Origin of the sequence: Arenibacter palladensis (assembly GCF_900129275.1) — a bacterium.
GTDB classification, from domain to species: Bacteria; Bacteroidota; Bacteroidia; order Flavobacteriales; family Flavobacteriaceae; genus Arenibacter; species Arenibacter palladensis.
The window spans coordinates 1-19,316 of the sequence record NZ_FQUX01000010.1; the positions used below are offsets into that span (position 1 = coordinate 1).

The 19,316-nt window shown below is 38.4% G+C and carries 18 protein-coding genes and 1 rRNA gene; 6 read left to right on the forward strand and 13 right to left on the reverse strand.

The features are described 5' to 3' along the window. Both rrf and BUA60_RS19710 read left to right on the forward strand, forming a co-directional pair. Positions 1–86, forward strand: a 5S ribosomal RNA gene (gene rrf, locus BUA60_RS23515); the annotation flags it as partial. Between the two features lie 115 nt (positions 87–201). Next, entirely contained in the window at positions 202–582 is a 381-nt protein-coding gene (locus BUA60_RS19710; RefSeq protein WP_072864788.1) for a hypothetical protein, read from the forward strand. A 345-nt stretch (positions 583–927) separates the two neighbouring features. Here BUA60_RS19710 and BUA60_RS19715 read toward each other — a convergent pair whose 3' ends face one another. The 10 genes from BUA60_RS19715 to BUA60_RS19760 all read right to left on the reverse strand — a co-directional run bounded on the left by BUA60_RS19715 (position 928) and on the right by BUA60_RS19760 (position 13,325). After that, positions 928–1,449 carry a 5' nucleotidase, NT5C type gene (locus tag BUA60_RS19715; RefSeq protein ID WP_072864790.1) on the reverse strand — a complete coding sequence of 174 codons (522 nt, stop codon included), beginning with the start codon at positions 1,447–1,449 and terminating at the stop codon, positions 928–930. A gap of 199 nt (positions 1,450–1,648) precedes the next feature. Further along, positions 1,649–1,885 (reverse strand): DUF6095 family protein, encoded by a 237-nt coding sequence (locus BUA60_RS19720; protein ID WP_072865061.1) that lies wholly within the window; start codon positions 1,883–1,885, stop codon positions 1,649–1,651. Positions 1,886–1,920: 35 nt separating this feature from the next. Next, on the reverse strand, positions 1,921–2,739 hold the full coding sequence (locus BUA60_RS19725) for a DUF4249 family protein (RefSeq protein WP_072864792.1): 819 nt from the start codon (positions 2,737–2,739) through the stop codon (positions 1,921–1,923). 4 nt (positions 2,740–2,743) lie between these two features. Next, a complete protein-coding gene (locus tag BUA60_RS19730; protein ID WP_072864794.1) occupies positions 2,744–5,119 on the reverse strand; it encodes a TonB-dependent receptor in 2,376 nt (791 codons plus the stop codon). Between the two features lie 124 nt (positions 5,120–5,243). Beyond that, positions 5,244–7,463, reverse strand: a complete 2,220-nt coding sequence (locus tag BUA60_RS19735) for an NADP-dependent isocitrate dehydrogenase (RefSeq protein WP_072864796.1) — start codon at positions 7,461–7,463, stop codon at positions 5,244–5,246. Positions 7,464–8,147: 684 nt separating this feature from the next. Then, complete coding sequence (rplS, locus tag BUA60_RS19740; protein WP_031444555.1) at positions 8,148–8,498, reverse strand: 50S ribosomal protein L19; 351 nt, start codon at positions 8,496–8,498, stop codon at positions 8,148–8,150. 243 nt (positions 8,499–8,741) lie between these two features. Further along, complete coding sequence (gene trmD / locus BUA60_RS19745; protein WP_072864798.1) at positions 8,742–9,419, reverse strand: tRNA (guanosine(37)-N1)-methyltransferase TrmD; 678 nt, start codon at positions 9,417–9,419, stop codon at positions 8,742–8,744. 182 nt (positions 9,420–9,601) lie between these two features. Continuing rightward, positions 9,602–10,222, reverse strand: coding sequence for a tRNA (guanine-N1)-methyltransferase (locus BUA60_RS19750; RefSeq protein ID WP_072864800.1), 621 nt, complete (start codon positions 10,220–10,222; stop codon positions 9,602–9,604). 141 nt (positions 10,223–10,363) lie between these two features. Further along, positions 10,364–11,812 carry a glyceraldehyde-3-phosphate dehydrogenase gene (locus BUA60_RS19755; RefSeq protein ID WP_072864802.1) on the reverse strand — a complete coding sequence of 483 codons (1,449 nt, stop codon included), beginning with the start codon at positions 11,810–11,812 and terminating at the stop codon, positions 10,364–10,366. 118 nt (positions 11,813–11,930) lie between these two features. Then, on the reverse strand, positions 11,931–13,325 hold the full coding sequence (locus BUA60_RS19760) for a S1C family serine protease (protein ID WP_072864803.1): 1,395 nt from the start codon (positions 13,323–13,325) through the stop codon (positions 11,931–11,933). Positions 13,326–13,451: 126 nt separating this feature from the next. Here BUA60_RS19760 and dapF point away from each other — a divergent pair, with 126 nt between their 5' ends. From dapF to BUA60_RS19780, 4 genes are all read left to right on the forward strand, one after another. Then, a complete protein-coding gene (gene dapF, locus BUA60_RS19765) occupies positions 13,452–14,234 on the forward strand; it encodes a diaminopimelate epimerase (RefSeq protein ID WP_072864805.1) in 783 nt (260 codons plus the stop codon). Then, complete coding sequence (locus tag BUA60_RS19770; RefSeq protein ID WP_072864807.1) at positions 14,221–14,745, forward strand: GNAT family N-acetyltransferase; 525 nt, start codon at positions 14,221–14,223, stop codon at positions 14,743–14,745. The genes dapF and BUA60_RS19770 overlap by 14 nt, the downstream gene beginning before the upstream one ends. Then, a complete protein-coding gene (gene mltG, locus BUA60_RS19775; RefSeq protein ID WP_072864809.1) occupies positions 14,745–15,788 on the forward strand; it encodes an endolytic transglycosylase MltG in 1,044 nt (347 codons plus the stop codon). The genes BUA60_RS19770 and mltG overlap by 1 nt, the downstream gene beginning before the upstream one ends. A 157-nt stretch (positions 15,789–15,945) precedes the next feature. Next, a complete protein-coding gene (locus BUA60_RS19780; protein ID WP_072864811.1) occupies positions 15,946–16,575 on the forward strand; it encodes a hypothetical protein in 630 nt (209 codons plus the stop codon). Positions 16,576–16,627: 52 nt separating this feature from the next. On the opposite strand, the gene BUA60_RS19785 is transcribed toward BUA60_RS19780, so the two are convergent. The 3 genes from BUA60_RS19785 to dnaA are packed head-to-tail and all read right to left on the reverse strand — an operon-like array spanning position 16,628 to position 19,257. After that, the gene (locus tag BUA60_RS19785) at positions 16,628–17,350 is read right to left on the reverse strand and encodes an SAM-dependent methyltransferase (RefSeq protein WP_072864813.1); all 723 of its coding nucleotides are present in this window, start codon (positions 17,348–17,350) and stop codon (positions 16,628–16,630) included. Positions 17,351–17,360: 10 nt separating this feature from the next. Next, positions 17,361–17,819: a low molecular weight protein-tyrosine-phosphatase gene (locus BUA60_RS19790; RefSeq protein WP_072864815.1), complete on the reverse strand. Its 459-nt coding sequence runs from the start codon at positions 17,817–17,819 to the stop codon at positions 17,361–17,363. A 13-nt stretch (positions 17,820–17,832) separates the two neighbouring features. Continuing rightward, positions 17,833–19,257 (reverse strand): chromosomal replication initiator protein DnaA, encoded by a 1,425-nt coding sequence (gene dnaA / locus BUA60_RS19795; RefSeq protein ID WP_072864817.1) that lies wholly within the window; start codon positions 19,255–19,257, stop codon positions 17,833–17,835. Positions 19,258–19,316: the final 59 nt, after the last annotated feature.

Sequence of the window (19,316 nt, forward strand, 5' to 3'; positions counted from 1 at the left end):
CCCCTTACCATTCCGAACAGGGAAGTTAAGCCCGTCTGCGCCGATGGTACTGCTACACCAAGTGGGAGAGTAGGCCGCCGCCTTTTTTTGAAGTCCCCTCATCTTACGATGGGGGGACTTTTTTTTGTATAAGATTCACGGGTGCGTCAAAGGACGGGTCCGGGCTTAAGATTAATTGTTAGACACAAGCGGATTAAACACATGAATAGATTATATATCGCAATTGTTGGACTTTTCATTCTAGTAAGTTGTGGGCGACTTGAAAAAAAAGAGTTCAAGTTGGACGATGTCGAACTTGAAGACTGTATTGAAGAAAGAAAAATGTTGTTTCTACCAATGGGATGGATAAAGAGTGATCGACAGTACTACGGAGATGGATTTATGGAATACTACAGTTACGCAGATAAAAGTATTATTTCTGTTCTGTGTGGAGAAAACGCTGAATTGAATTTTTCCCAACTCTTTGATGAAGAAAAACACTCACGAAAAGAATCAATAGCTGGACGGATAATAATGTATGAAAACGTTTCTAAGGAGAGGAAAGCAGAATTTGATAAAGCTTTCGACAAAATGATGGAATAAAAGCCAGTGCCTAACCATGGTATTCGCTGAACAGACTTATTACTTCTCAAAATAATGGCTTTCATAAACGCTTTTTAAGGCGCTTATTTTTTTCGGACCCCTAGTTTAACCGTATTTATAATAACCTGCAAAATAAGTATTTACGCCTTATTATATTATTGTTTTCTTAATCATTACATGTGCTTTTTGATGGTTACTAGGTGTATTCATTTATTGAACGGTTGCTACATTTCCAAGTCGACTCATTTTCAAATCATTCAATTTCCAAATCGTCTAATCGATACATTAGGCAATCGGTACATTGAACAATTGCTACATTGCCTTTATCTCGGGCACTTTGAACATTTAAAGCAGTAAATCCCCTACTTCCAACCAATTGTCGGCACGCTCATATCCCGTGGTATGAATGTTATGAGGGGAAGTAAACAATATTTTCCTACCCTGGAAATGCTCCAGGTTGTAACTGCGATCATCAATTAAAATATCTCCATTTAAAATATGCTTGCTACCACAGAGGATTCTATTTCTCCAATGGATAAAAGGAAAATGCTCATCCAACCAATCGCTTTTTTCCCTTAACGAATTGGGATATTCCATGGCCGCGGAGGCTACATATAGGTCATATTTTTTGGATAGTTCCTTCAATACTTTTTGACTATCCTTTATGGGTTCAAGAGCGCGAAAGAAGCCGTCTGTTCTGGCATGGTTCCTTACGCTGGATTGGCGTTCCACAGGAACACTTTGCCAAACCTCTCGTCCCATACAGTCCATTTCCGTGAGGTTTTCATTAAATTCAGCATTGTACAGTGTTATATGCGCATTAAATGCATCGGCAAACACCTCGTCCATATCTACAAATAAGGTCATTTAATTAAATTTTAAATACGAAAATAACCATTTTTCCAATCAAGACCAGTTCAATTTTACTTGGAAGATAATTTGATAACAGAAAGATTAAATTGAATTAATTTTTATGTGAGGTGTAAGCGTTTATCGGGCAGATTCAAAATATTGGAGTCCAACTTCAACAAGGAGGGCTGGTTTAGGTGATAACCAAAGGTAAAATTCAGTCTTGCTTGTTGTTCTTGTTGAACAATGCATCCATAATCAACTTAATACTATAAAAGCCCATAGTAATAGCTGCAATGGCTAGAATAAGACCTACAATCAAGACTGGCCAATAAAGTGGGTGGGCTTGATTTTTAAAGGCCTGATATATTACTACCGGGGCGGTAAACATAAGGGCAATGGTATAAGCTATGTATTTTAATCCTTTTAATAATAGCGCTTTATTTGTTCTCATAGGCTTAATCTTGGGGATGGTCTTAATAGTATAGATTATTTTTTTATCAAAAGGGTATCCGAAAAAGTCTGGCATATGGCAAAATAGCCTAAGGCAAAATTATCTTTTTCTGCAGTACCAGTAACATTAATAATATTTCCCCTAACCGTAGTGGCGGGGGTACTAAAGGGACCGTTATCTGCTCCACTTTGTTGAATCAATTGGTTCATATAATTAAAAAAATCCTGATCTATACCTAAAATACTAATTGTGACCAATCTGTCATCTTCCAAATTACTGTCGTAAAAAAATGAAAACTGAAATCGCTTTCCCTGATAAAATTCATCTTCACTAACCAAATACTCCCCAAAATCAAAATCGAATAAATAGTAATCATCCCTTTCCGCGTCATCCGTGAAGGTAATAATTACTTCTGTTTCATCATCTCCAAATAAAGTAGTGGTTCCCTGTTCCAAGGAATCCAAGGGAACCGTAGGAACAAATTTGGTTTTGGCCAAATAGGATTGGCCACCATATTCAACTTTGAGTTCCAATTCTCCTTGGGTCAATTCCTGCAAATCCCATTCATTTTCATAAACACCGGTATCGGGAATGGATTCTTCCAAGGTTAAAATAGCCCCCGATTCCGTATTTGTGAGGGTGATTTCCTGTAGTTGGGCGGGCATTACCTCTTCAAAGAATGAACTTGTTAAACTTGCCCTTATTTGGACCAATACGGATGGGTTGTCCATATCCTCCAATCGGATCAAGGCATCGATAACCAATCTTGGTTCTTCAGTAGGAAGGTCTACCTCAATTACGTCCTGACAACCAAAGGTTATAAGACACGAGATTAAAATTATAATATTCTTCATTTCCTTAAAATTTGATGTTATAGGTGGCGGCGGGTACCAAACCAAAAATTGAGGTCCGGACTGCTTCGTTCACGCCTGTGTCCCCATTTCTACTAAAACCTATAGAGGCGGCATTTCTTCTGTTGTATAGGTTGTATATGCTAAAGACCCATTCCGCTTTTAGTTTTCTACCTTTATTTTTTCGGGGGGTAAGTGTAGCGGAAAAATCAATTCTGTGATAGGCAGGCAGTCGCTCTTTGTTTCTAAGTCCATAATATGGCACTGCTAAATTTTGGAATTCGAATTGGCCAATGGGATAATTGGTAGGTTGACCTGTCTGGAATACAAAATTGCTGTTAAAGCTCCACTTTTTATTCAGTTCATAATTCACATAAAGTGATACATCATGGGTTTTGTCATAGGGAGTGTTGTACCAACTTCCTGAATTGATACCCGTTTCCGAGGCATTTCTTCCTGGGGTCCTCTGTTCCGATTTGGATAGGGTATAGGCCAACCATCCTTGAAATCTATCCCGGTTTTTTCTGAAAAGCAGCTCAAATCCATAAGCCCTTGCTTCTCCATTCAGGATTACCTGCTCAATAGCATCATTGGCAATCAAATTGGCCCCGTCTATATAGTCAATTCTGTTTTGGATATCCTTATAAAAAACTTCGGTTTCCAAGGAATAATCTCCGTCCTTTAGATTTTTGAAATATCCTACTGCATATTGATCCAATAGTTGTGGTTTTATAAAGGGGCCACTTGGGGTCCAAACATCTAGAGGAGTAGGGGAACTCGTATTTGAAATTAAGTGGAGATATTGAGCCAACCTTGTGTAGCTGGCTTTTATCGAATTATTGGCGTCTAGGGAATAGGCTAGGGCTATACGGGGTTCCAAATTTGTAAAGGTTGCAAGTTGTTCTCTGCGTTCGGGATAGATTACATCTATTGGGTCGGCCTCCTTGAATATCTGTAGAACGGGATCAAAGCTTACTGGATTATCATTTTCATATACATTTAATTCATCCTGTCCCAAGCGTATGAAATTACTAAGGCGTAACCCATATTGTAAACTCAATTTTTCCGTAATGTTCTGTTCAACATCCACATAAACCGCAAATTCGTTGGCGTATTTTTGGATTAACTGATTTTCGATTATTCCCGATTCCGAATCACTGGGTTCTATCTTGCCCGGGTTAAACCGATAATAAATGTTGTTGATGCCATAGTTTACTTGAAAATTATTACTCAAATAGTGCTTAAAATCGTATTTCAGATTAAAGTTTTGAATTCCGGAATTCCATTTAAATCCTACAAAATCCAGTTTTAGACCATAATAGTAGTCGGAATATATCAAAGATAAATTGGAGAATAATTTGTCCGAAAACAAATGGTTCCATCGGAAATTAAGAACCGTATTACCATAGGTATTCACGAAACTTTCACTTATGGAAAAGACATCCCTTCCAAAATAACCCGAGAAAAAAATGTTATTGCTTTCATTTAATTTAAAATTCAACTTGGTATTTAGGTCATAGAAATAGGCAGTGTTGTCTATGTCGAAAAGCGGTAGGAACAAATGTGCATAGGATGCTCTGCCACCAATTAGGAAAGCTGCTTTGTCCCTGATTATTGGACCTTCTGCCAAAAGTCTGCTGGCCACGGCACCAATTCCGCCATTCACTTTTAATTCTTTGCTATTTCCTTCTTTTTGAAATATTTCCAGAACAGAGGAAACCCTGCCTCCGTAACGGGAAGGAATACCGCCTTTGAATAATTTTACATCCTTTATGGCATCTGGGTTAAAAACAGAGAAGAAACCAAATAGGTGGGAGGAGTTAAAAATGGTGGCCTCGTCCAGCAGAATAAGGTTTTGGTCTACAGCGCCTCCCCGCACATTAAATCCTGATGCCCCTTCGCCGGCGTTGCTTACTCCAGGTAAAAGGAGTATGGATTTAATAATATCTGCCTCCCCTAGAATTACCGGTATTTTTTTTATGGTTTCTACAGAAAGGGAATTAACGCTCATCTGAGGTTTTCGGATATTTAATTTTTCAATGTCCTCCGTAACCACTACTTCCTCCAATTGTTCTGCATCTTCAAGCAATTGAAAGTTTATTTTTTGATCGTAGGACAGATCAATAGTTTGGATAATATCTTGGTACCCCAAAGAGCTTATATGGAGCTCGTAGCTTCCGTGTGGTAGCGTAATGGAATAGAAACCGTATTCATTGGTAATAACACCTGTGCTTAAAGCTGGAACAGCAACAGTGACACCGATAAGCGTCTCGTTACTTGCTATTTCTGTTATTGTACCGCTCAGGGTAAACCGTTCCTGAGAAAATAGATTTGTGGAAAATAGTATCAGTAAATAAAACGGCAAACTTGTAATTTTTCCCATTTAAAGCATTTTTTACCTAAATGTATCGATATTTTCCTTGAGGAAAAAAAAGTTTGCAATCTCTTAAAGCAAAATGACCTTTTCATAAGTTGAAAAGGTCATTTTAAATATGGAAGAAATTCGTTTATATGGATTCCAAAATAGAATTGAAGGTAGTACTTGGCCTCATGGCTTTGCTTATAAGATCTGCATCTGGCAAATAATAACCTCCAATATTCACAGGGGAACCTTGGGCATTGTTCAACTGTTTCAATATTTCATCCTTACTTTTGGAAAGCTTTTCGGCAATAGGTGTGAAAACGGTTTTTAGTTCCTGGTCCTTATTCTGTTCGGCCAACGCTTTGGCCCAATAAAGTGATAGGTAAAAATGACTTCCTCTATTGTCCAGTTCACCAACTTTTCTTGAAGGGGAATTGTCGTTTTCCAAAAATTGTTCGGTAGCCTTGTCCAAAGCATCTGCAAGGACTGCAGCTTGACTGTTGTTATTTTTTTCACCAAAGAATTCCAAAGATACTCCAAGGGCCAAAAATTCTCCCAAAGAGTCCCATCTAAGGTGGCCTTCCGATAAAAATTGTTCTACGTGTTTGGGGGCCGAACCACCAGCACCTGTTTCAAAAAGTCCACCACCGTTCATAAGTGGTACAATGGATAACATTTTTGCACTGGTACCTACTTCCAAAATAGGGAAAAGATCCGTTAGATAATCTCTCAATACATTACCGGATACGGATATGGTATCCTTACCTTCTTTAAGTCTTTGCAATGTAAATACAGTAGCTTTTTCTGGAGACATTATCCTTATGTCCAATCCCGTAGTATCATGGTCCGCTAGGTAAGTGTTTACTTTTTTGATCAATTCCATATCATGGGCCCTGTTCTCATCCAGCCAAAATATGGCAGGGATATCGGTAGCCCTAGCTCTGGATACGGCCAGTTTAACCCAATCTTGGATAGGCGCATCCTTGGCTTGGCACATTCTCCAAATATCACCTTCCTCTACATTGTGCTCAATTAGAACATCACCGGTATTGATGTCCACTACGGAAACCTTACCATTGGCCTTTATTTCAAAAGTTTTGTCATGGGATCCGTATTCTTCTGCTTTTTGGGCCATTAATCCTATATTGGGTACTGTCCCCATAGTTGTTGGGTCAAAGGCACCATGTTTTTTACAGAAGTTGATAGTCTCGGTATAAATTCCGGCATAGCTACTATCTGGGATAACGGCCTTGGTATCCTGGGCTTTTCCTTTGGCATCCCACATTTTACCGGAATTACGAATCATGGCCGGCATGGAGGCATCAATAATGATATCACTTGGCACATGTAAGTTGGTAATCCCCTTATCGGAATTTACCATGGCTAGGGCAGGACCTTGATTGATGGTGTTCTCGATATCGGATTCTATTTGTTTTCTTTCAGAATCGGGAAGACCCTTTATTTTTTTCAGTAAAATCTCTAGACCATCATTGGCATTGATATCAATCTTTTTAAAAGTATCGCTGTGCTTTTTAAATACATCGGCAAAAAATACTTTTACTACGTGACCAAAAATAACAGGGTCTGATACCTTCATCATCGTAGCTTTTAGGTGCACGGAAAACAAAACACCTTTCTCTTTGGCGTCTTTTACCTGCTCTTGAAGGAATTTTATCAGTGCATTTTTACTTAGTACAGTGGCATCTATGATTTCTCCTTCCTGAAGTTTAATACTTTCCTTTAGCAAAGACTTGGTGCCATCAGTTTGAGTAAGTTCTATTTTTACTGAGGTAGGTGACTTTATGGTGACTGATTTTTCGTTCGATTTAAAATCGCCTTGAGTCATGGTAGCTACATGTGTCTTGGAATCTGAGCTCCATGCACCCATGGAATGGGGATGCTTTTTGGCATAATTTTTAACAGCCCTGGGAGCTCTACGGTCCGAGTTTCCTTCACGCAAAACTGGATTCACGGCACTTCCCTTAATTTTGTCATACCTGGACTTAACATCCTTCTCAACATCATTTTTTGGGTTATCCGGATAGTTTGGAATGTTATATCCCTTACTTTGTAATTCCGCTATGGCTTCGTTTAATTGAGGGGCGGATGCACTAATATTCGGAAGTTTTATAATGTTGGTTTCGGGCATTTTGGCCAAATTTCCCAATTCTACCAAATCGTCTGAAATCTGCTGTTCCTTATTTAAATAATCTGGAAATACAGCAATAATTCTACCCGCCAGGGAAATATCCTTAAGTTGGACATCTATTCCGGCTGTTTTTGTAAATGCCTTAATAATAGGTAGAAATGATTGTGTTGCTAATGCAGGGGCCTCGTCTGTTTTGGTATATAAAATTTTTGGCATTATAATTTTGTTTTTAAGTTTAAGCGGAGCAAATATACAATTTTAAAAATGCCAAATAAACAGGGAAGCGCTATAATATTGACTAAATATGCACTTGGAAAGTAAGGGGGGTAAAATTCTATATGTTGAAGTTGATATTATACAAAAATAAAAGCCATATCATTGTATAACTACCTTGATATGGCTTTCTAGAAATAGTTTACAAACTTGTTGTTTTGTTTTTTACAAAACGGCAACCATTGATTGCATTTGCGTCGCTATTTCAACGTTTGAAACATTTTATACTTAATAATACAACCAAGTGATAAAGATGTTTCTCCTCAATGTTTAAATATTTGGTATTATTAATGTACAACCTAGATGTTACATTGATAATATCACAATACTCACAAGTCTACCAATTTACATAAGCAAATTAATAGCTAGAATGCAATCTATAATGTAAAACACTATAGAAGGACAAAGAACAATGAGATAAAGAACGTAAACTCTATGTGACATTCATTAATCCGCCTAACGAATTACCAGCCACATTTTAAAATTAGGGAAATTTTATTTAATAAACAAATTTTGTAACAATTTTATTATCAACATATTATGAACTATTGTTTTGAACAAATGTTTATAAATGAAAAAGCATCCCTACGATGGTAGGGATGCTTTTTTATAAATTTCAAAAGCTTATTAAGAGCGTACCTCTTTAATTCTAGCTTTTTTACCGGTAAGACCTCTGAAGTAGAAAATACGTGATCTTCTAACCTTACCTTTTTTATTGACTTCTATCTTTTGCAATGCAGGCATATTTATTGGGAAAATACGCTCAACACCTACAGTACCTGACATTTTACGGATAGTAAATGTTTCGGTAGCTCCAGTTCCCCTTCTTTGAATAACAACACCTTTAAAAAACTGTGTTCTTGTTTTTTCACCTTCCTTAATTTCATAGTACACAGTAATAGTGTCCCCAGCTGAAAAGTTTGGAAAATCTTTTTTAGGAATAAATTCGTTTTCTACAAATTTTAATAACTCTTCCATCGTTTTAAATTATTATTTACTTAAACCAACTTTCACGATTATCGTCAGAGGTTGATTTAATGGAGTGCAAAATTAATCTAATATTTATAACTTACAAGTGATTAGGCGTTTTTTATCATTAAAATTCTTCAAAAAAAACCTTCTTAATTCATTTTGATCCATTAAGTAGAACCCATGGTAATCAAACATTTCCGGTTCTTCAATTTCGTGCCTAGGCAGGCCAAAGATAAATAGGTTCCAAGCTTAGTCATTAAGTAGGTCAGGGCGAAGCTGCTCCGTTCTTTTGTACGCTTCGTCTTCCCTCCATGTTTCTATTTCCGGAAAATTCCCGCTCAAAAGAATATCGGGCACTTTATGGCCTTTGTATTCGGCTGGCCTGGTATATACTGGCGGAGCTAGTAAATTATCCTGAAAGGTGTCGGTAAGCGCAGAGGTTTCATTGTTCAATACTCCCGGTATTAATCTAATAACCGTATCACATAGCACTGCAGCTCCCAACTCGCCCCCGGAGAGGACATAATCGCCTATAGATATCTCCTTGGTGATAAATAGGTCCCTGACGCGTTGGTCCACACCCTTGTAGTGGCCACAAAGTATAATTACATTATTCAATAAGGACAAGCTATTGGCCATTTTCTGATTCAATGTTTTTCCGTCCGGGGTCATATAGATGACTTCATCATACTCCCGTTGACTTTTTAAGGTTGAAATACATTTGTCAATGGGCTCTATCATCAGGACCATTCCTGCACCGCCCCCAAACTGATAATCATCTACCTGATTGTAACTTTTGTCCGTATAATCCCTTAAATTGTGCAAATGCACTTCAACAACCCCTTTATCTATAGCTCGTTTTAAAATGGAAGCTTCAAAGGGGCTTTTAAGTATTTCAGGAACTACGGTAATTATATCTATTCGCATGGGAAAATCGGTAACGGTTAATGCCTTTTAAAGGGCGGGCTCAAAAGTAGTAAAAATAGACACAATCCTTGGTGCTATTTTGTTTGGATTGATTGCCATTACCTACGGGACTAAAGGAAAAAGCCCCTAAAAAAGGAGCTTTTTAAATTTCATCCGGAAAAATCCAAACGTTTATCTTAAGATCATTTGGATTTTTTATGCTTATTGATCTCGTCCTGAAGCTGTCTACTAATTTTTTGTTCCCTTTCCAATGCCCTTCTTCTATGATCCTCATATTCGGTTTCCACTTCCGCAAGCGTCGATTTGGCTTCCTGGGTAAGAATATTGCTATTTCTGAATTTATAGATGAAAAATAATAAAAACAGTAAAAGTACCGCTATGATGGTCCAAAGAATAAAATTGTAGGTGCTTTTGGCCACCAGTATACCTAGGAAAGACATGCTATCCTTCTCTTCAGTTACCTCGGAAAGGTTATTGGTAGTCTCTTCCAGTTTTTTGTTCAGCGATTCAATCGTTGAAACATGTCCTGCAATGGTGCCATTGAGCTCATTCACCTTTTTGTTGAATGCATTAATGGAATCCAACACATTTTGTCTCAGTTTTCCCAAGTTAAATTCCTTTACCACTTCGTATCTTACCCCGTCGGCCCTGTAATTGCCTGATTTTTGGGAGATATATTCGAACTGGGAACTAATGGGGCCTTGGTCCAGGGAAAGTTTATCTTCCTCCTCGGATTCCTGTGCAAAGTGTAGGTTAAATGACAATAGAGCCATTACGATAAAGAGTAATTTCGAAATTTTCATTTATGTAATTCTTATTGTTAATAATGATTTAGAGAGGGCTAAAATACTTTAATAATCCCAATTATTAAAAAAAGGATACCAAGTGTCTTAACTAAATAGAATAACCCACAATTTTGTATATTATTATATATTGATAAAATTTTAATAATAGGTGTACCTGCGAACCTTGGCAATGTACTTGGCAAGGCGAATTACTTGGTGGGAATAGCCAAATTCATTATCGTACCAAATATATAGTACTAGATTCCTACCATCCTCCGATACTATGGTTGCAGTACTGTCATAAATGGCAGGGGCAGAAGTCCCGACTATGTCTGTTGATACCAATTCGTTGCTCAAAGAATACTTTATTTGTTCCACCAAATCGCCTTCTAGGGCATATTTCTTAATAATGGTGTTCAATGCCGCCTTTGAAGTTTTGTTGTTGATCTCCAAATTCAATATCGCTAAAGAACCATTAGGCACCGGTACCCTAATGGCATTCGATGTAAGCTTGCCCTTTAGTTGCGGAAGGGCCTTGGCCACTGCTTTTCCGGCCCCTGTTTCCGTTATTACCATATTTAGGGCTGCGGCCCTGCCACGTCTGTATTTCCCATGCATATTATCAACCAAATTTTGATCATTGGTATAGGCGTGAATGGTTTCTATATGCCCTTTTTTTATTCCCAAAGAATCATCCACCACTTTCAGGATAGGGGTTATGGCGTTTGTGGTGCAAGAGGCGGCAGAAAATATATTTATGGTGTCCGGATCAAATTCCATATGGTTAACGCCGTGAACTATATTGGGGATCTCTTTGCCTGGCGCTGTCAGTAGCACCTGGCTGCTGCCTACGGACCTTAGGTGCCTACTCAAGGCTTCTTTGTCCCTGAAGGCCCCTGTGTTATCTATTATCAGCGCGTTGGCAATGCCGTATTGGGTATAATCAATGTCCTCTGGATTATCGGCCTCGATTATATGAACTGTGGTGCCATTGATGTACATGGCTTTGTTCTTAAAGTCTATATCCACTGTTCCCATAAATTGACCGTGCACGGAATCTGTTCGCAATAAATTGGCTCTCTTTTCCAAAATTTCCTGCGTTACGGTTCCTCGGGTAACTATTGCCCTTAGCCTCAACTGATTTCCTTTGCCGGTTTTTGCCATTAATTCCCTGGCCAATAATCTGCCAATTCGCCCAAAACCATATAATACCACATCTTTGGGTGTTATCTCGTTTCTGGAATTGGCACTTTTTAGCTTGTCCAGGACAAAAGCTTTTACATTGCTATAATTATTGTCATCGGAATGATATTCATAGGTAAGTTTACCTATGTCCAATTTTGAAGGTGGTAGCTGTATATCATTGATAGTTCGCAATATTTCGACAGAATCGAATATCGATATCGGTTTTTGAACAAATTCGCAGGCATACTCATGTAGGTTTATTATGTCGCTAACGTTTTTGTCTATAACCTGATTTTTAAAAAGGACAATTTCTATGGATTTGTCGTACCATAAATCACTTGCAATTTTAATGAACTCGGTCGTAGCCTTTCTTCTGTCTGCTTGAAAGGCCAATTCCTTTTCATAAAGTTTAATAGCGCTCATAGGTTGATCTTGATTTGTTGGATTTTGGGTAAAATTATAGATTTCAAACGTTTTCGTAAAAAATTATGGTATAAAAAAAGCGCTCCCTTCAGAGCGCTCTTTTTTTATACTGTGCTTTTTATTGTATTATCAGTCGTTCTTTCTCACCTTTTTTATTCAGCATGGTAATACTTGCCCTATCGTATCTGGATATTCGACCGAACTTGGTTTTGGCATCCTGTATATTGTTGATTTCTTCATCTCCAAAGGATAGCAAAACTTTGCCTTCAAATCCATAATTTCTATAGGTTTCGGGCACTCCTATAATTTTAACCCCTTTTTTGGTCTTAAAGGCCTTCTTCTCATCCTCGGTCAGGTTTTTTACTTCAAAGCCCAAAACAGGAATAATGATTGTTTGCCGTTCCTTAAGCATGACCGGAAATTCCATCCTCTCATCACCTCGCAGAACTGTAACCAAAAGCTCGTCGCCCGGCCTTTTGGAAGCTATATAGCCTATTAGATCTGAAAATTTGTGAATTTCAACATTGTCTATGTTCTTAATAATGTCTCCTTCTTTTAAATCTGCGTCATAGGCACCTGAATCCTCCTCAACGCCAGCTATATAGACACCATCAATTTCATTGATGCCGTTTTCAACGGCATATGGACTGTTCATGGGTACGGTATTGATTCCTAAAATTCCCTTTTGTACGTTTCCGTATTCCATTATGTCCTCCACTACTTTTTTCGCAATGTTACTGGGCACTGCAAAGGAGTATCCTACATACGAACCTGTTTGTGAAGTAATGGCCGTGTTGATACCAATAAGGTCGCCATTGGTGTTTACCAACGCCCCACCACTGTTCCCAGGGTTTACGGCGGCATCGGTCTGAATAAATGACTGATCCAAACTGGCCAATGCCCTGGCCTTGGCACTAACGATCCCGGCCGTAACCGTAGACGTTAAATTAAAAGGGTTCCCTACTGCCAATACCCATTCACCTACCTTGGTGTTGTCCGAGTCCCCAAAAGCTAGATAAGGCAATTGCCTGTCAACATCTATTTTTATCAGGGCAATATCAGAATTAGGGTCGGTACCAATTAATTCGGCATCGTAGGTTTTATTATTATTTAGAGTAACCTGCAGTTGATCGGCATTGGCAATTACGTGGTTATTGGTAACAATATAACCATCCTGAGAGATTATTACTCCCGAACCAGTACCTACCTGAGGTGTTTGACTTCCGCCGTATCCGTAGAAAAATTCCATTATACTGGACGGACCTTTGCTGGTGGCTACATTTTTAACGTGTACCACTGCATTTACGGTGTTCTTTGCCGCCATAGTAAAATCTACTTCGTTTATGCCCGCACCCTTGGCAGAAGTTGGGGTGTAGCTAGTTGAAATCAACTGAGCCCCATTGTCTTCCTGTATTACTGCATAATTTGGTTTCTCTAAAAAAAGTTTGTAAGCACCTAATGTAATAGCACCTGCAAAAACAGAGACCAATAATAAACTTCCAAATTTCTTCATAAAAACATTTTTTTAATTTGCTCAAGTAAAATTAACACAATTCTATAGCAATTATTTGGCTTTAACGAGTTTTTAACTGATAATAAAACCTTAATAAAATTATATCTTTGCTTTATAAATTACAATATGCTACTGAATTTTTTTAAATACCAAGGAACTGGAAATGACTTTGTCATGATAGATAATCGGAAAGAGTTCTTTCCGAAGGAAAACGTTGGGTTGGTCTCTTTTTTATGCGATAGAAGATTTGGCATTGGTGCCGATGGACTCATTTTATTGGAAAATGACAAGGACACGGATTTTAAAATGGTCTATTATAATTCGGACGGCAGGCAGGGTACCATGTGCGGCAATGGGGGCAGATGTATCGTGGCTTTTGCCCATTATTTGGGGGTTGTGGATCAAAACACATCATTTATGGCGGTAGACGGACTACATAACGCAACCATAGCCAATGGTATTGTTAGTTTGGAGATGCAAGACGTTAAGGAAATAAAGGAAAAGTCCAATTCCTTGTTTCTCAATACAGGTTCCCCGCACCATGTTCAGTTGGTTGACGGACTTCAGGATTTTGATGTCCGCAAGGAAGGTGCCAAGCTTCGCTATGGTTTGTACGGTGAACAGGGAAGCAATATCAACTTTGTGGATCAGGCTGCGGAAGATACCTTTAACGTAAGAACTTATGAGCGGGGAGTGGAAGATGAAACCTTTTCCTGTGGCACAGGAGTCACTGCCGTTGCCTTGGCCATGTACCATTCGGGCAAGACCAACAAGGATTCAGTTAAGATTGTTACCCCTGGTGGTAATCTTCAAGTGAAGTTCAAGAGCAATGCAAATGGCTACGATCAAATATGGCTGACAGGTCCTGCTAAACTCGTTTTTAAAGGGGAGATAAATGTTGAGTCTTAAAGGGGAGCAAATTTACTTGAGGGCTTTGGAGCCCAAGGATTTGGATTTTCTATATGATTTGGAGAATAATCCCGAGATTTGGGAAATAAGTGGCACCACTTCACCCTATTCCAAACACGTGTTACAACTATACCTGGAAAATGCCCATAAAGATATTTATGAGGTAAAGCAGTTGAGATTGTGTATTTGCAATCTAAAAGGTGTGGTATTGGGTTTAATAGATTTATTCGATTTTGACCCAAAGAATTTGAGAGTGGGTATGGGCATTATTGTAAGCCAGAAGATAAATAGAAATAAAGGGGTTGGCGCTGAAGCCGTAGAGATACTCACCAATTATGCCTTTTCGGTATTGGGAATGAGACAAGTTTATGTAAATGTTTTGGAGGAAAACGCTCCTAGCATACATTTGTTCTCAAAATTGGGGTTTGTAAAAGTTGGAATAAAAAAGGATTGGATTTACTCCAACGGAGCTTTTAAAAATGAAATCTTATTTCAAAAGATAAATAGCTAATGTATATAAAGAAAATTTTATTGGTTATCGTTATTGCTGGTATGTTGGTGGGTGGTGCATTCGCTTATATGGTCTACAGGGCCTTCTTTGTACCCAATACGCAATTTAACAATGAAGTGGCCTATGTGTTTATACCGTCAAATTCGGATTTCGAAGAAGTTAAGGTAATTATGGAACCTCTTTTAAAGGATCTGAATACTTTTGAATCCGCGGCGGATAAAAAGGGCTATAGCGCCAATATAAAAGCAGGAAAATATGCTATAAAAAAGGGGATGGGCAATAACGATATTGTCAATTCGCTAAGAAGTGGCAATATTCCAGTAAAAGTTGCTTTTAACAACCAGGAGAACCTTGCGGATCTAGCGGGTAGAATTTCCCTTCAGATCGAGGCGGATAGTACGGCTTTATTGAGTGTCTTTAAAGAGTCTGAATTTCTGAAAGCCAACGGATTTAATGATAAAACGGCACTTTCAATGTATATTCCCAACAGTTATGAGTTTTTCTGGAATACTTCGGCAGAGGGTTTTAGGGAAAGAATGTTAAAGGAATACAAGAGGTTTTGGAACGATGAACGCATTGCCAAATCGAAATCCCTGGGCTTAAATTCTTCGCAAGTGATTACCTTGGCATCCATTGTGCATAAGGAGACGGCAAAAGTGGATGAACGTCCCAGGGTGGCAGGGGTATACCTAAACCGATTGTCCAAAGGGATGTTGCTCCAGGCCGACCCAACAGTGATTTATGCCATTAAGTTACATACGGGTAATTTTGATACCATAATAAAAAGAGTGTTGTATAAGGATTTGGAATTGGATTCGCCCTATAACACCTATAAGTATGCAGGTTTGCCTCCAGGACCAATTGCTATGCCCGATATTTCGGCCATAGATGCTGTTTTAAATCCCGAAAAGCACGATTATTATTACTTTGTAGCCAATGTGGAAGATTTTGGTTATCACAAGTTTGCAAAGACTTTGGCGCAGCATAATCGCAATAAAGAGCAGTACGTCCGATGGATAAACAGTCAAAAGATAAACCGCTGAACCAATGAGCCTTAATTCTGTGTCATTTATCCAATAATCACAACATTTTGTACAAAGTTGCGTTAAAATAGGTCTGTTTTTAAAAATCGGGCATATCTTTGTAAAGTGAAATTTAAGCAAACCCTTTTTTGGTTGTAAGTCTTAAGAAAACAAATATATGAGAAAGTGGACAAGTTATTTGTTCCCCGTTATCATGATTTTTATTCTTATAAGTTATGGGTTTAAGCCAGCTAAAATGGTTATTCCCGAGGCTTTTAGAGTAAATGGACCTACCGAAGTTTTGTTTCCCAAACACAGAACTGTTTTAAAATCAACTATGGCTGCGCCACCCTTTTTAGGAACATCCTACAACGGGTTTAAAGAGGCTTTAGCCTTTAAGGAATCTCAAGGAAATTATTTTACGACCAATGCCTTAGGTTATCTAGGAAAGTATCAATTTGGTATAGGAACCCTAGAGTTACTTGGTGTTTACAATGCTACATTATTTCTTAACGATCCAGTGTTGCAGGAAAGGGTATTTCATACCAATCTTTCCAGAAATAAATGGATTCTTAGAAGGGATATAAAACGATTTGTTGGTGTGGTCATTAATGGTCAGGAGATTACAGAATCGGGAATACTGGCGGCTGCACATTTGGCAGGAGCGGGGAACGTAAAAAAGTATCTAAGGTCTTATGGGGAATTAAATGTGGACGATGACTTTGGGTCATCTGTTTCTTACTACATCAAAAAATTCTCTGGATATGATATTTCCCATGTAACCCCTAAAAAGAATCCTAGAATATAAAGAATTCGTAATTATGAAAATGGAAGGGCCCTAACATCTTGTTAGGGTTTTTTTATGCGTGAATTGTAAAAATAGTGGGTCTTTTATGTAGATCAACAGATGTTCTTTGCCAATCCATTGCTTTCTTGGTAGCGATAAATTCTGAGGGTAAGGTTATGTCGCAAGCTACGCAAACCAAGGTATGCGGAGAAAGTGTTTTTATTAATTCGTCCAATAGTTTATTATTTCTATAGGGGGTTTCAATAAAAATCTGTGATTGATCAAAATCCCTGGATAGTTTTTCAAACCTCTTGATACTTTTTTTTCTTTCCCCGGCTTCAATGGGCAAATAGCCGTTAAAGGCAAAACTCTGACCGTTTAGACCACTGGCCATTAATGCCAGTAGAATAGAGGAGGGGCCCACCAGTGGCACTACCTGTATTCCTTTTTGATGGGCAATAGCCACAATATCAGCTCCGGGATCTGCAATTCCAGGGCAACCCGCTTCCGATATAATGCCTATATTAAAACCTTCAAAACAAGGGTCCAAAAAAGTGGGAAGCATTTCTGGTTCCGTAAATTTGTTGAGTACATTGATGTGTAAACTTGGCTGCGATTTTTTGGAACTTATCTTTTTTATAAAATGTCGAGCCGTCTTTTCATTTTCAACTATGTAATGATCAATTTGTTCAATGGTCCTTTTGATGGATATTGGGAGCACCTCCAAGGGCTCGTTATCGCCCAAGGTTGTTGGGATTAAATATAATTTTCCAATATTGCCCATTGTTTGGTCCATAGGGGTTAGATTAATTGTGAATTATGTCCTGCGCAATCAAATCGCATGCGGAATCAATTAAATGAAAAATTTCTTCAAATCCATCTTCACCACCATAATAGGGGTCAGGAACTTCTTTATTGGTCAAATTTGATCTATGAAGTAATAAATTGACTTTGGCAATCTCGTTTTCGTTTTTGGCCAAGGCAATTATGTTTCTGTAATTACTTTTGTCCATAGCATAAATGAGATCGAATTCCTCAAAATCTTTGGCAGAGAATTGCCTGCATCGCTGCTGGCTAATATCGATGCCATATTTTTTGGCTATGGATATAGATCTGCTATCGGGTTTTTTTCCAATATGATAACTGGCGGTACCTGCAGAATCCACATGGAATGTATTATTGTCCAATTTGCTCTTAAGAATACCCTCGGCCAAAGGTGACCTACATATATTCCCTAAACAGACCATAAGGACTTTGGTTCTCATGGTGAAAGAGGTGTTAAGAGAACTTCTTGGTTAGGTCATCTATGTATTTACGGAACTGCTTGTCGGTCTCTGCAAGGTTGTCCACGGTCTTACAGGCATGAAGCACTGTAGCGTGGTCTCTTTTTCCTATCTGGGAGCCAATACTTGCCAGGGAGGCTTTGGTGAACTTTTTTGCAAAGAACATTGCCAATTGTCTGGCCTGTACAATATGTCTTTTTCTTGTTTTTGATTGAAGCGTGGCCACATCCATTTCAAAATAGTCGGAAACTACCTTTTGAATATAATCTATGGATACCTCCCTTTTGGTATTTTTTACGAATTTCTCTACAACCAATTGGGCCAATTCCAGAGTCACTTCTTTTTTGTTGAAGGAAGATTGGGCTATCAATGAAATGATTGCTCCTTCCAATTCCCTGATATTGGTTTTTATGTGCTTGGCAACATAGTCTATAATATCGTCGGGCATTTCCACCCCATCACGATACAATTTGTTTTTTAAAATAGATATCCTGGTCTCGTAGTCGGGTGTTTGGAGCTCGGCTGATAAACCCCACTTAAATCGTGAAAGCAAACGCTGTTCTATATCCTGCATATCAACAGGGGCCTTGTCCGAGGTCAGGATTACCTGTTTGCCGTTTTGGTGCAAATGATTGAAAATATGGAAGAACACATCCTGTGTACCCGATTTTCCCGATAAAAATTGCACGTCATCAATAATAAGCACATCGATCAACTGATAGAAATGAATAAAATCGTTTCTAGTGTTTTTCTTAACCGATTCAATATATTGTTGGGTAAATTTTTCAGCAGAGATGTATAATACCGTCCTTTCTGGATATTTGTCCTTTATTTCCACGCCTATGGCATGGGCCAAATGTGTTTTTCCCAAACCTACTCCACCAAAAACCAATAATGGATTAAATGAGGTTCCTCCAGGTTTGTTGGCAACTGCCATACCGGCCGATCTTGCCAGTCTGTTGGAATCGCCTTCCAAGAAATTGTCGAAATTATAACTCGGGTTTAATTGGGATTCAATTTTAATATTTCTAATGCCTGGAATTACAAATGGATTTTTTAATTCCGGATTTTTTGATTTTATGGCCACGTCCAATTCCTGGGGCTCAACATTGGATCTGTTGGCGCTGGGTATTTTTTCTGTAAAAGGTTCACGATTGCCATAGGTGTTTTCCATTTTAATGATGTACACCAATTTAGCGGTCTCACCCAATTCTTTGGTAAGGGCTACTTTTAACAATTTAACATAGTGTTCTTCCAGCCATTCATAAAAAAATTTACTGGGAACCTGAATGCTCAAGGCATTATCGGAAAGCTTAACAGGTTTAATTGGCTCGAACCAAGTTTTGAATGCCTGCGGTTGGATATTGTCTTTTATAAAGCCCAAACAATGGTTCCATACGGACGTTGCAGTAACACTCATTTTTAATGTTTTCTTTTTTTGGTTAGTGTAAATTTCGGATGATATTCTGCCAGGTTAAA

Excerpts from the sequence above, each read along its gene's own strand:
- BUA60_RS19725 (WP_072864792.1), bottom strand. The coding sequence starts at position 2,739 with ATGAAGAATATTATAATTTTAATCTCGTGTCTTATAACCTTTGGTTGT.
- BUA60_RS19715 (WP_072864790.1), bottom strand. The coding sequence starts at position 1,449 with ATGACCTTATTTGTAGATATGGACGAGGTGTTTGCCGATGCATTTAAT.
- BUA60_RS19720 (WP_072865061.1), bottom strand. The coding sequence starts at position 1,885 with ATGAGAACAAATAAAGCGCTATTATTAAAAGGATTAAAATACATAGCT.
- BUA60_RS19750 (WP_072864800.1), bottom strand. The coding sequence starts at position 10,222 with ATGAAAATTTCGAAATTACTCTTTATCGTAATGGCTCTATTGTCATTT.
- BUA60_RS19790 (WP_072864815.1), bottom strand. The coding sequence starts at position 17,819 with ATGAGAACCAAAGTCCTTATGGTCTGTTTAGGGAATATATGTAGGTCA.
- BUA60_RS19755 (WP_072864802.1), bottom strand. The coding sequence starts at position 11,812 with ATGAGCGCTATTAAACTTTATGAAAAGGAATTGGCCTTTCAAGCAGAC.
- BUA60_RS19730 (WP_072864794.1), bottom strand. The coding sequence starts at position 5,119 with ATGGGAAAAATTACAAGTTTGCCGTTTTATTTACTGATACTATTTTCC.
- mltG (WP_072864809.1), top strand. The coding sequence starts at position 14,745 with ATGTATATAAAGAAAATTTTATTGGTTATCGTTATTGCTGGTATGTTG.
- rplS (WP_031444555.1), bottom strand. The coding sequence starts at position 8,498 with ATGGAAGAGTTATTAAAATTTGTAGAAAACGAATTTATTCCTAAAAAA.
- BUA60_RS19760 (WP_072864803.1), bottom strand. The coding sequence starts at position 13,325 with ATGAAGAAATTTGGAAGTTTATTATTGGTCTCTGTTTTTGCAGGTGCT.
- dapF (WP_072864805.1), top strand. The coding sequence starts at position 13,452 with ATGCTACTGAATTTTTTTAAATACCAAGGAACTGGAAATGACTTTGTC.
- trmD (WP_072864798.1), bottom strand. The coding sequence starts at position 9,419 with ATGCGAATAGATATAATTACCGTAGTTCCTGAAATACTTAAAAGCCCC.
- BUA60_RS19785 (WP_072864813.1), bottom strand. The coding sequence starts at position 17,350 with ATGGACCAAACAATGGGCAATATTGGAAAATTATATTTAATCCCAACA.
- BUA60_RS19710 (WP_072864788.1), top strand. The coding sequence starts at position 202 with ATGAATAGATTATATATCGCAATTGTTGGACTTTTCATTCTAGTAAGT.
- BUA60_RS19770 (WP_072864807.1), top strand. The coding sequence starts at position 14,221 with ATGTTGAGTCTTAAAGGGGAGCAAATTTACTTGAGGGCTTTGGAGCCC.
- dnaA (WP_072864817.1), bottom strand. The coding sequence starts at position 19,257 with ATGAGTGTTACTGCAACGTCCGTATGGAACCATTGTTTGGGCTTTATA.
- BUA60_RS19780 (WP_072864811.1), top strand. The coding sequence starts at position 15,946 with ATGAGAAAGTGGACAAGTTATTTGTTCCCCGTTATCATGATTTTTATT.
- BUA60_RS19735 (WP_072864796.1), bottom strand. The coding sequence starts at position 7,463 with ATGCCAAAAATTTTATATACCAAAACAGACGAGGCCCCTGCATTAGCA.